This window comes from Thermodesulfatator autotrophicus (assembly GCF_001642325.1).
In the GTDB taxonomy this organism is placed as follows: domain Bacteria; phylum Desulfobacterota; class Thermodesulfobacteria; order Thermodesulfobacteriales; family Thermodesulfatatoraceae; genus Thermodesulfatator; species Thermodesulfatator autotrophicus.
The window spans coordinates 24,077-34,405 of the sequence record NZ_LSFI01000034.1 but is presented as its reverse complement, the minus strand read 5'-3'; the positions used below and the strand labels follow the sequence as shown (position 1 = coordinate 34,405).

The 10,329-nt window shown below is 43.6% G+C and carries 8 protein-coding genes and 1 tRNA gene; 8 read left to right on the top strand and 1 reads right to left on the bottom strand.

Annotated features, from left to right (window positions below; genetic code table 11):
- Positions 1 to 108 precede the first annotated feature (108 nt).
- The 8 genes from TH606_RS07775 (at position 109) to TH606_RS07740 (ending at position 9,275) form a co-directional block, all read left to right on the top strand.
- The gene (locus TH606_RS07775; protein ID WP_068542633.1) at positions 109 to 1,059 is read left to right on the top strand and encodes an L-threonylcarbamoyladenylate synthase; all 951 of its coding nucleotides are present in this window, start codon (positions 109 to 111) and stop codon (positions 1,057 to 1,059) included.
- 125 nt (positions 1,060 to 1,184) lie between these two features.
- Complete coding sequence (gene rpsU, locus TH606_RS07770) at positions 1,185 to 1,388, top strand: 30S ribosomal protein S21 (RefSeq protein ID WP_013906669.1); 204 nt, start codon at positions 1,185 to 1,187, stop codon at positions 1,386 to 1,388.
- Positions 1,389 to 1,459: 71 nt separating this feature from the next.
- Positions 1,460 to 3,787 (top strand): endonuclease MutS2, encoded by a 2,328-nt coding sequence (locus TH606_RS07765; RefSeq protein WP_068542632.1) that lies wholly within the window; start codon positions 1,460 to 1,462, stop codon positions 3,785 to 3,787.
- Positions 3,784 to 5,490 (top strand): DNA primase, encoded by a 1,707-nt coding sequence (gene dnaG / locus TH606_RS07760; RefSeq protein ID WP_068542627.1) that lies wholly within the window; start codon positions 3,784 to 3,786, stop codon positions 5,488 to 5,490. The genes TH606_RS07765 and dnaG overlap by 4 nt, the downstream gene beginning before the upstream one ends.
- Before the next feature lie 14 nt (positions 5,491 to 5,504).
- On the top strand, positions 5,505 to 7,202 hold the full coding sequence (gene rpoD, locus TH606_RS07755) for an RNA polymerase sigma factor RpoD (protein WP_068542625.1): 1,698 nt from the start codon (positions 5,505 to 5,507) through the stop codon (positions 7,200 to 7,202).
- A gap of 59 nt (positions 7,203 to 7,261) precedes the next feature.
- Positions 7,262 to 7,338 (top strand) — tRNA-Ile (locus TH606_RS07750).
- Between the two features lie 44 nt (positions 7,339 to 7,382).
- Positions 7,383 to 8,501 (top strand): Nif3-like dinuclear metal center hexameric protein, encoded by a 1,119-nt coding sequence (locus TH606_RS07745; RefSeq protein WP_068542624.1) that lies wholly within the window; start codon positions 7,383 to 7,385, stop codon positions 8,499 to 8,501.
- A 15-nt stretch (positions 8,502 to 8,516) separates the two neighbouring features.
- Positions 8,517 to 9,275, top strand: a complete 759-nt coding sequence (locus TH606_RS07740; RefSeq protein WP_068542621.1) for a zinc ribbon domain-containing protein — start codon at positions 8,517 to 8,519, stop codon at positions 9,273 to 9,275.
- A 30-nt stretch (positions 9,276 to 9,305) separates the two neighbouring features.
- Here TH606_RS07740 and bioB read toward each other — a convergent pair whose 3' ends face one another.
- Positions 9,306 to 10,241, bottom strand: coding sequence for a biotin synthase BioB (bioB, locus tag TH606_RS07735; protein WP_068542619.1), 936 nt, complete (start codon positions 10,239 to 10,241; stop codon positions 9,306 to 9,308).
- Between the last annotated feature and the right edge of the window lie 88 nt (positions 10,242 to 10,329).

Below are 10,329 nucleotides of genomic sequence, written 5' to 3'. Positions count from 1 at the left end.
TGGCGGGGCTTAAAAAGTTTGCCTGTCCCTTATAGTGAAAGTTACGGTAAGCTGAGCTAGAATGAGCTAGAATATTTACTGGGGCTAAAAAATGACTAGGTCTAAAAAATGCCCATAGTTGAGCCTACGCGAGAGAATATTAAAAAAGCTGCTAAGCTTTTAAAGGCTGGGGAGCTGATAGCCTTCCCCACAGAAACGGTTTACGGCCTGGGAGCCAACGTGTTTAATGAAAAAGCCGTGGCAAGAATTTTTGAACTTAAAAAGCGTCCTCATTTTGACCCTTTAATTGTTCACGTGGCTGATGTTTCCATGGCTGAAGAGATTAGCCATTTTGATGAGCGAGCAAGAATTCTTGCTAGCCATTTCTGGCCTGGGCCTTTGACCTTAGTTTTACCTAAAAAGAAGGCAGTGCCAGACATAGTTACTTCTGGTCTCCCTTCGGTAGCCTTAAGGATGCCGGCACACGAAGTGGCCCTTGCCCTTATTAAAGAATGCGGCTTTCCTCTGGCAGCTCCCAGTGCCAATCCCTTTGGCCAGCTCAGCCCCACCAGGGCTGAACACGTGCTTTCTTATTTTGGAGATGAGCTTTTTATTCTTGATGGCGGAGAATGTCAGGTGGGGCTTGAGTCAACCATCCTTGATCTAACCGAAAAAGAGCCGCTTTTATTACGGCCAGGAGGAGTGCCTGTTGAGGCCTTAAGAGAGGTTCTGGGAGATATCAAAATAAGAAAAAAAGCTTCAAAACCAAAGGCTCCCGGGCAGCTAAAAAGTCATTATGCCCCGAGAACTCCCCTTAAAATCTGGCGAAAATGCCTAAAATTAGAAGGAAAAAGAGTAGGTTTTCTCGCTTTTACCAGGGCTCCTGAGGGCAAATACGAAGTAGTGCGTGTGCTTTCACCTTCAGGAGATTTGCGCGAGGCCGCGGCTAACCTTTTTAAATATCTCCATGAACTTGATAAGATGGGCTTAGATTTAATCCTGGCTGAACCTGTGCCAGAAAAGGGCCTTGGCCTGGCCATTATGGACCGCTTAAGAAAAGCGGAAGCAGCTTTTAATTGATTTTCTATTAAAAAACTAGGGTTTAGTTGTGTTTTGTTTGATTTTCTTAAATTTCTTTGTTGACAGGGGTTTTTCTGATGGTAATATCGTCTTTTGACATCTAAAAATGGAGGGAGGGAATTTTTTTGGCTGGCGTAATTGTTAAAGAAGACGAACCCTTTGAACAGGCCCTCAAACGGTTTAAAAAAGCGTGTGAAAAAGCGGGAATTCTTTCGGAAATTAAAAAGAGAGAGTATTACGAAAAGCCCAGTGTCCGCCGTAAGAAAAAGCTCATGGCTGCTCGCAAGAGACTGCTGAAACGCCTCAAACGCATGAAGCAGCGTGACTAGTTTTTGAAACCCGGCTCTGTTAACAGAGACCGGGTTTTTTTATTTTTAGAAATCTTTTTCCAAAACCCTTGATGAGACCAGAAAGCTTAAAAAAGCTTGAATTTCATCATATAAGAGAAAATCTGCGCCAAAAAACTTTTACTGAACCAGGCGCTTATTTAGCCTCAAAACTTGGCCCGTCAAAAGATTTACTTTTTCTTGAGACAGAAGCTGAGAAACTACGCGAAATAGAGAGGCTAATAATTGAAAATGGAAGGCCTCCCCTTGCTTCACTTCCTGTTGCCAGTCCGCTGATTAATAGAACTCTTAAAAGCGGGTTTTTAACCGAAAAACAGTGCCTTATTTTGCGTCGTTATCTTCAGGTAGCAAGGAAACTTTTTTCTTATCTTACCCAAGCTGATGCCTGGCCTATTAAGGCTATAAAGGCTAGAATTCCTAATTTTTCAGGTTTAAGGCGTTATTTTGAGAATCTCTTTGATGACCAGGGGCTTAAGCCTGATGCCTCTCCAGAGCTTTATTCTTTAAAAGTGGCCCAAAGCAAGGCTGAAGAAAGGCTTAGAAAGCGCCTCGAAGAGCTTCTCAAAAAATATGCCCGTTCGGGTTTTCTCCAGGAAGAGATTATTGCTCAACGTGAGGGGTGTCACGTGTTTCCAGTAAAGGCCGAGGCCAAGGCCAAAGTCCCTGGAGTTTTACATGATGTTTCTGCCAGTGGAGCCACCGTATTTATTGAGCCTATTGAAATTCTTCAAATTACCAATGAAATCGAGGCTTTAAAGCGAGCGGAAGAAAGAGAAAAGGAACGGATTCTTAAAGAGGTTTCAGCTAAAGTAGCAGAAAACGCCCAAGCTTTTTTTGAGCTTGAAGAAGTTATTGCTGAAATAGACCTTTTGCAGGCCAAAGTGGCTTTTGCTAGAGAGATAAAAGGCACTCTCCCTGCTTTTAAAAAAGAAGGCTCTCTCATTTTGAAGGGCGCTGCTCATCCTCTGCTATTGCTTTCTTCACGAGAAGTAGTGCGTAATGACTTTACTTTTCCAGAAAACCGCCCGGTAGTAATTATTAGCGGGCCAAACATGGGCGGGAAAACCGTGGCCTTAAAAACCGTTGGCCTTTTGATACTCATGGCTCAGAGTGCTATTCCCATTCCTGCTTCGCCTGACAGTGAGGTTCCCATCTTTGAAGACATCTTCGTTGATATAGGCGATGAGCAGGATATCTCTTCAAACGAAAGTACTTTTTCGGCTCACGTTAAAAATCTTAAAGAGGCTTTAGAAATAGCTGGCCCGCGGCGGCTCTTTTTACTTGACGAGATAGGCCGTGGTACTGCTCCAGAAGAAGGTGCTGCCCTGGCTATGGCTATACTTGAAGAGCTTTATGAACGAGGGGCACGAGTCCTTGCCACCACTCATTACGAGGCCCTTAAGGCCTTTTCTTTCTCTAAAGACTGGGTTTTGCCTATTGCCGTTGGTTTTGACGAAGAAACCGGGCTTCCTAATTATCGTCTTGTTTACGAAGTGGCGGGCTTATCTCAGGGTTTACTTTTAGCTGAAAGGCTTGGCCTTCCTCCTAAAATCATCAGCAAGGCCCAGGATTATTTTGGCAAAGGCGACGAGAGCTTTAAAGAAGTAATCAGGGCTTTACGAAAACGGCTTGAAGAGCTTTCCCTTGAAAAAGAAGAGCTTTTACGCCAAAAAGAAGAGCTGGCCCAAAGAGAGAAGGATTTAAAACAGCTTGAGGCAAAGCTTAAAGAGGACTTCGCCGCTAAAGAAAAGGCGTTGCTTGAAGAGGCCGAAGAAAAGCTTGCCTCTCTTGAAGAAGAATTCAAAACTTTTCTGCACTCCATAGAAAAAAGAGGTCTTCGGGAAAAGAAGGCGAGGGAAGCCTTTTCTTCTTTTCTTAAAGAAAAGGCTCGGGAGCTTTCTCCTGGTCAAGAAAAAACAGGTACTTTAGAGCCAGGGGCTTTGGTAAAAATAAAAGGGGTGGAGCAGGAGGGTAAGGTTCTTCGTTTTAAAGGAAACCTGGTAGAAGTGCAAATAGGGCCTTTCAGGGTGGAAGTATCTCCCAAAGAACTTATAGTTTTACCAAAGAAAGATGCTCCCGGTTCTAAAAAGACTTCCTATAAAGTGGAGGTTTCTAAGGAGGCTCCAGATACCATTAACCTGATAGGTTTAAAAGTGGAAGATGCCCTTCATGAGCTGGATAAAGCCCTTGATAGGGCATTTCTCGCTGGCAAGGCGCGCTTGATTATCATACACGGCCTGGGAACCGGCAGGCTTATGAGGGCCGTGCGCGATTACTTAAAAGCTCATGCCCTGGTGGCCCTGGTGAGGCCTGGAGAAAGTTACGAAGGCGGTGAAGCGGTAACAGTGGTAGAATTAGCCACCAAGGAGGCAGCCCTTTGAGCCTTAAAGAGGCCGTAAGGCGTATAAAAGAAACTGCCAATATTGTTGATATTATCGGTGAGCATGTAGCTTTAAAGAAAGTAGGGCGAAATTATCTGGGGCTTTGCCCATTTCACGCTGATCGCAAGCCCTCCTTTACAGTTAATGAAGAGAGGCAAATTTTTCACTGTTTTGGTTGCGGAGCTGGTGGTGATGTTATCGCTTTTTACATGAAATTTCATAACCTTGACTTTGTAGAAGCGGTAAAAGAACTTGCCTCTCGTTTCAATATTCCTATCTCCTGGGACACTAAAGAAGATAGTTTTAGAGAGAAGCTCTTTGAAGTTAATCAGAAAGCTAAGCGTTTTTTTGAGCATCTTTTATGGTCTTCAAAAGAAGGGGAAAAGGCCAGAGGCTACCTGAAAGAACGGGGAATATCATCTAAGGTGGCTAAGGCGTTTGGGCTTGGTTTTGCTCCAGCCTCTTATGACAGCTTGGCATCGCACTTAAAATTAGTGGGAGTTCCTCTTGAGCTAGCGGAGCAGGCGGGTCTCCTGATCAGGCGCACTGATGGCAGTTTTTATGACCGCTTCCGTGAACGTCTTATTTTCCCTATTTATGACCACTCTGGTCGTGTGGTAGGCTTTGGGGGGCGTGTGCTTGGTCAAGGTGAGCCCAAATACCTCAACTCACCCGAAACTCCTGTTTATCACAAAGGTTCTATTCTTTATGGTTTTTATCAAACCAGGTCTTTTATCAGGGAGGCAAAACAGGGCTTTATAGTAGAGGGATACTTTGATCTGATTTCCCTTTTTGAAGCAGGAGTTACCGAGGTATTGGCCACCCTTGGCACAGCCCTTACCCCCCACCACGCCAGGCAACTTCGTTCTCTTGCCTCTGAATGGTATCTGGTTTTTGATGCTGATGAAGCAGGAGTTAAGGCGGCATTGCGGGCAGCTCCTATTTTTCTGAATGAAGGCCTTTTCCCCAAGGTAATTTCTCTTCCCGCTGGTGAGGACCCTGATACTTTCGTGAGAAAATTCGGTGCCGAAGGATTTCGTAAACTGGTTGAAGAAGCTCAGGATATTTTTGACTTTATGATCGTGGTACTTGAACCTCGTTTTTCTAAAACGCCTGAGGGCCGCCTGCGCCTATTTCAGGAAATAAAACCAGCGCTTGCCGCCATAAAAGACCCTCTTCTTTTTGAGCTTGAACTTTCCAAGCTGGGAGAAAAGCTGGGTGTTTCTGAGACGGCTCTGCGTCGTGCCTTTGATTCCCGTCCGTCTTTTCAGTCGCCTTCACCTAAAGGGAAGGTCTATTCTGAAAGATTGGTGCTAGAGTTTTTAGTGCATTACCCTAAGTTTCTGGCTGACTTGTTAGAAGAAGGGATACTTGAACATGTTCAAAATCCTCTATATCGCGTTCTTATAGAAAAACTCTCTGAACTTGAAAACAAGTCTTACGCGGATCTCTCTCTTGAAGATCTAGAGCTCCAGGCTTTGCTTAGTGAAATTCTCCTTTCCCCACCGCCTTTTGAGGAAGTTTCTCCTGAAGAAGTTTTTGCCGGGATAAAATGCTGGTTGCTCAAAAAGAAGAGTAAAAAGAAGCTTATGGAGATTCGTCAGGCCATCAAAGAGGCAGAAAGGGCCGGCCGGGAAGAGGAAGCCTTGCGATTGTTGAAAGAATATCAAGATCTTTGCCACTTTGATAATTTTAAAATTTAAAAAGGGAGGGGGGTATGGCAGACCTCACCAAAGACCTGGGAGTCTTGGAGGAATTTAAATTTAAAGAAAAAGGGGCAGGGGAGGTACGAAAAGAATCCATACTTAAATCTTTTGCAATGCCCATTGAGGAAGTGGCTGACCTGGTAGAAAGTCTTGATATAGGCACTAAGGTAGAAGAGGCTTCTCTTGAGGAGATTACCGAAGAGGTCAGTAAAGATGTTTCTCGTTCGGACCCGGTGAAGTTATACCTTAAAGAGATGGGGCAGGCTCGCCTTTTGAGCCGTGAAGAAGAAGTGGTGGTGGCTAAGATTATTGAACAGGGCGAACGAGAGGCATTAAAGATAGCCATTAAAGCCCGGGGAGTAGTACAAGAAATATTTAATATTTGTGAAGAATTTTTTGCTGGAAAACTTAAGGCTCGCGAAATAGTAAGAGACCTTGATGACTGTTTTTCTGACAACGAATCTGATATTGAACAGCGAAGCCAGGGGCTTCGGGGGGTTTTATTAGAAATCCGCTGTATAGCCAGAGATTTATTGAGTTTAGAAGGAGCCCTTGTTTCAACCTCCAATAAACAGGCCAGGGCCCGTATGCGTCAAAGAGCCAGGAAGCTTCGCGAAGAGATTTTAGAACGCCTTTATCAACTGCGTCTTGACAAGCGATGTTTGGAAAGGATAACCCGGCCCATTTTGGAAGGTTACGAAAAGATTTGCATGGCTCGTAAAGATCTTCAGGCCTGTGAACGGGAATCTGGACGTTCCCTTTCAAGCCTTTCTGTCCACTTTCAAAGAACTAACGGCCACTTCTCGGAAATAGAAAAATCAGCGGCCAAGCTGGGAATGGATGTTAACCATTTCCTTAATCTTAGGGCCAGGTATTTATTGGCTAAAAAAGCCATAGAAGAGGCAGAAAAACAAACTGGCCTTACTGCTAAAAAAATTGAAGAAGTAGCCCGCGATCTTGAGCGTTCTCTGGAGAAGATTAGAAAAGCCAAGGATGAGCTGGTTAAAGCCAATTTAAGGCTGGTGGTCTCTATTGCCAAAAAATATACCGGCCGAGGGTTACAATTCCTGGATTTAATTCAGGAAGGTAATATCGGACTTATGAAAGCAGTGGAAAAATTTGATTATCGGCGGGGTTATAAGTTTAGCACTTATGCTACCTGGTGGATAAGGCAGGCTATCACCAGGGCTATTGCTGACCAGGCTCGTACCATTCGTATCCCTGTTCACATGATTGAAACCATAAATAAATTGGTAAGGGTTTCCCTCCAGATTTATCAAGAAACCGGGCAGGAAGCCTCTCCTGAACAAATTGCTGAAAGACTTGAACTCCCTGTGGAAAAAGTCCGCAAAATTCTCAAAATAGCCAAAGAACCTATTTCTCTTGAAACTCCTATAGGAGATGATGAAGATTCTCATCTGGGAGATTTTATAGAAGATCCCAGTGTTCCTCCTCCAGACCAGGTAGCTGTTTCTTTAAGTCTTATAGAACAAACGCGAAGGGTTCTGGCCACCCTTACTCCTAGAGAAGAGAAAGTCTTGCGCATGCGTTTTGGTATCGGTGAAAAGGGAGAGCATACCCTTGAAGAAGTAGGTAGGGAATTTAGGGTAACGAGAGAAAGAATAAGGCAGATAGAAGCCAAGGCCTTACGCAAACTAAGGCATCCGAGTCGTAGCCGAAAATTGCGCTGTTTTATAAAAAATGTCTAGCAAATCGGGACTGGTTGACAAAAGACGGGATGAGGATACATTTTAAATAAAAATATAGTGGGCCCATAGCTCAGCTGGTTAGAGCCACCGGCTCATAACCGGTAGGTCCCTGGTTCGAGTCCAGGTGGGCCCACCAATTTTAAAGGTGCATGGAAATGCACCTTTTATTTTTGTTCAAAAATGGCCATCACTGTTGAGGAAATTATAGCCGCTTTAGAGGATTGGGCGCCCAAAAAGTTAGCTGAGGATTGGGATAACGTTGGCCTTCAGCTTGGCTCTATTAAAAAGCAGGTTAAGCACCTAGGCCTTTGCCTGGATTTAACTCCAGATACTCTCTCTCAGGCCTTAACCCAAAAGGTAGATTGTCTTGTCACTCATCATCCCTTCTTTTTCAAACCATTCAAACAAATCTGTTGGGATAGCTGGCCTGGTATAGCCGTTAAAAAACTGGCAGAAAACGATATTTCATTAATAGCCTGCCATACTAATCTTGATTCAGCAAAAGACGGCGTAAGTGATGTTCTAGCCAGGGCTTTACACCTTAAGGCGGAAAAGGCCCTTTTACCAGCCAAGGGCGCCAGATTGTTTCGGCTGAATTTATACGTGCCCAAGGGTTATGAGGAAAAAATAAGAGAAATTTTGCTGAAAGAAGGCGCAGGCCGTCGGGGGAAATACCTGGCCTGTTCTTTTGCCGTAGAGGGCACAGGGAGTTTTTATCCTGAAGAAGGGGCAAGTCCCTACGAAGGCACAATCGGCAAACTAAACCTTTTGCCTGAAACCAGAGTAGAATTTTTAGTACCTGAATTTCGCCTCGCCCGGGTTATTAGCAGGATTAGAGAAATTCATCCTTATGAAGAAGTTCCTATAGATGTCTGGCCAACAGAGGCCTATGACCATAACTACGGGTTAGGGCGAATAGGAGAGTTGCCTTTAGAATGTACCCTTTATGAACTTGCCCAAAAATTGAGCCGTCTATTGAATTCGCCAGCAGTTTTTATGGTTGGGGATCCGAAAAAGCTGGTAAAAAAAGTGGCTTTATGTGGTGGAGCAGGGGGAGATTTATTTGAAAAGGCACTTTCTTTAGGGGCGGATGTTTATATTACGGCTGAAGTTAAATATCATCAGGCCCGTGAAGCTGAAGCCAGAGGACTTTCTTTAATTTCTGTGGGGCATTTTGAATCAGAAATATTAATAGTGCCTCAAATGGCTGATTTTTTCCAAAAATTGGCTAAAGATAAGCATGAAGACTTAAAAATTAGTGTGTTAAAAGAGAAAAGCCCGTTTACACCGTTATTTTAAAGGAGGAGGTAAATAGTGCGGGAGGAAATCGTAAATCTCATCAAATTGCAGGAGATTGATTTAAAAATTTTGGCTTTAGATAAGGCTAAAGAGGAATTTCCAGAATCTTTGAGAAAAGCCGAAGAGGCCTTGGCCCAAAAGAAGAAAGAAATGGAAGCCCTTGAAAACGAAATTGAAGAACTAAAATTTAAGCGCCGAAAGTTTGAAGAGGAGCTTGAGCAAGAATACCAGCGCTTAAAAAAGAGTCAGACGCGGCTTATGGAAGTTAAAGCCCAGCGCGAATACCAGGCCCTTCTCAAAGAGATAGAAGAAATAAAAAAGGCTAATAAGCTCCGTGAAGAAGAACTCCTAAAGATGATGGAACGCGTGGAAGAACTCAATAAGCAAAAAGAGGAGCTTAAGGCAGAAATTGCTGAAGTTGAAAAACAGGTTGAAGAAGAACGCAAAAAATATGAAGCTCACCGGGCAGAGCTTGATAAGGAAAGAGAGGGTATCTGGAAGAAAAGAGAAAATATTGCCAAAAATATTCCGGCTAATCTTCTTAAGCGCTATGAATTCATTAAATCACACCGCAATGGAGTAGCTGTAGTGCCGGTGATAAACGCCATTTGTGATGGCTGCCATATGAATATTCCCCCTCAGTTATATAATGAACTGCAGCGTGATGATCGCATTTACGAATGTCCTATCTGCCAGCGAATTATCTTCTTTAAAAAAGAGTACGCGGATATCCTGCCCCAGGAAAACGAGGAGGCTGAAGAGGCCCAGGCTTAATTTGGTAAAAGGGGCACAGAAAAGTGCCCCTTAAATTTTGAGTGAGCTTTTAAAACCCAGGTCTTTTATCATCTGGCTATCATCAGAAAGCTTCCTTCCTGAAGTGGTTAAGTAATTTCCTACCATCAAAGCGTTAGATGGCAAGAGTAAAAGGGCCTGCAAGTCCCTGAGGTTATATTCCCGACCACCACAAACCCTTATTTCTTTATCTGGCAACAAAAAACGAAGCACTGCTAAAATAGCCAGGGCCTTTGTGGGTGTTAAAAAGGAAGCCTTTTCTAACGGAGTACCTGGAATAGGGTGCAGGAAATTAATCGGAATGGAGTCAGGAGCAAGATTATGCAAAGTTTCACCTAGTTCTATAACTTGTTCAGCTGTTTCTCCCAGGCCAAAAATTCCACCACAGCAAAGGGAAAGGCCTATTTCTTTTACCCTTTCGGCGGTTTTCAGGCGGTCCTGCCAATTTTGAGTGCTGCAGATGTAGGGATAAAAGCTTTCAGCTGTCTCTAAATTATGATGGTAACGCGAAAGGCCAGCTTCTTTTAAGGCTTTAAGTTCTTCGTAACCTAACTGGCCAAGAGAGGCGCAAAGCTTAAGGCCAGGGAGAGTTTTTTTTATAGCTTCAATTACTTTTAGTATTTGCTTGAATTCTTGACGGCTGAGTCTTACCCCACTTGTTACCAGGCTGAAGCGATTAACACCTGCCTCATAAGCCTTTTCCGCCGCGGCAAGAATCTTTTTTTCTTCAAGTAAGGGATAAGTGTTAATTTTGGCTGACCAATGCTTTGATTGAGCGCAGAACTTACAATCAGAAGGGCAATGACCGCTTTTGGTATTAAGAATACCGCAAGTCTCTACAAAGTTTCCAAAATATTTCTCTTTTAATTTTTTGGTTTCTAAAAGGGCGATAAAAACATCTTCTTCACCTCTTAAAAGGGCCAAGAGGTAATCTCTATTCGGATTCATGCCTCTTAAGTTAAACCAATTTTAGGGACAGGTAAAATCTGGGGCCTTAATCCTTCTTTATTTTTTGCCGATAACAACGGTGAGAACT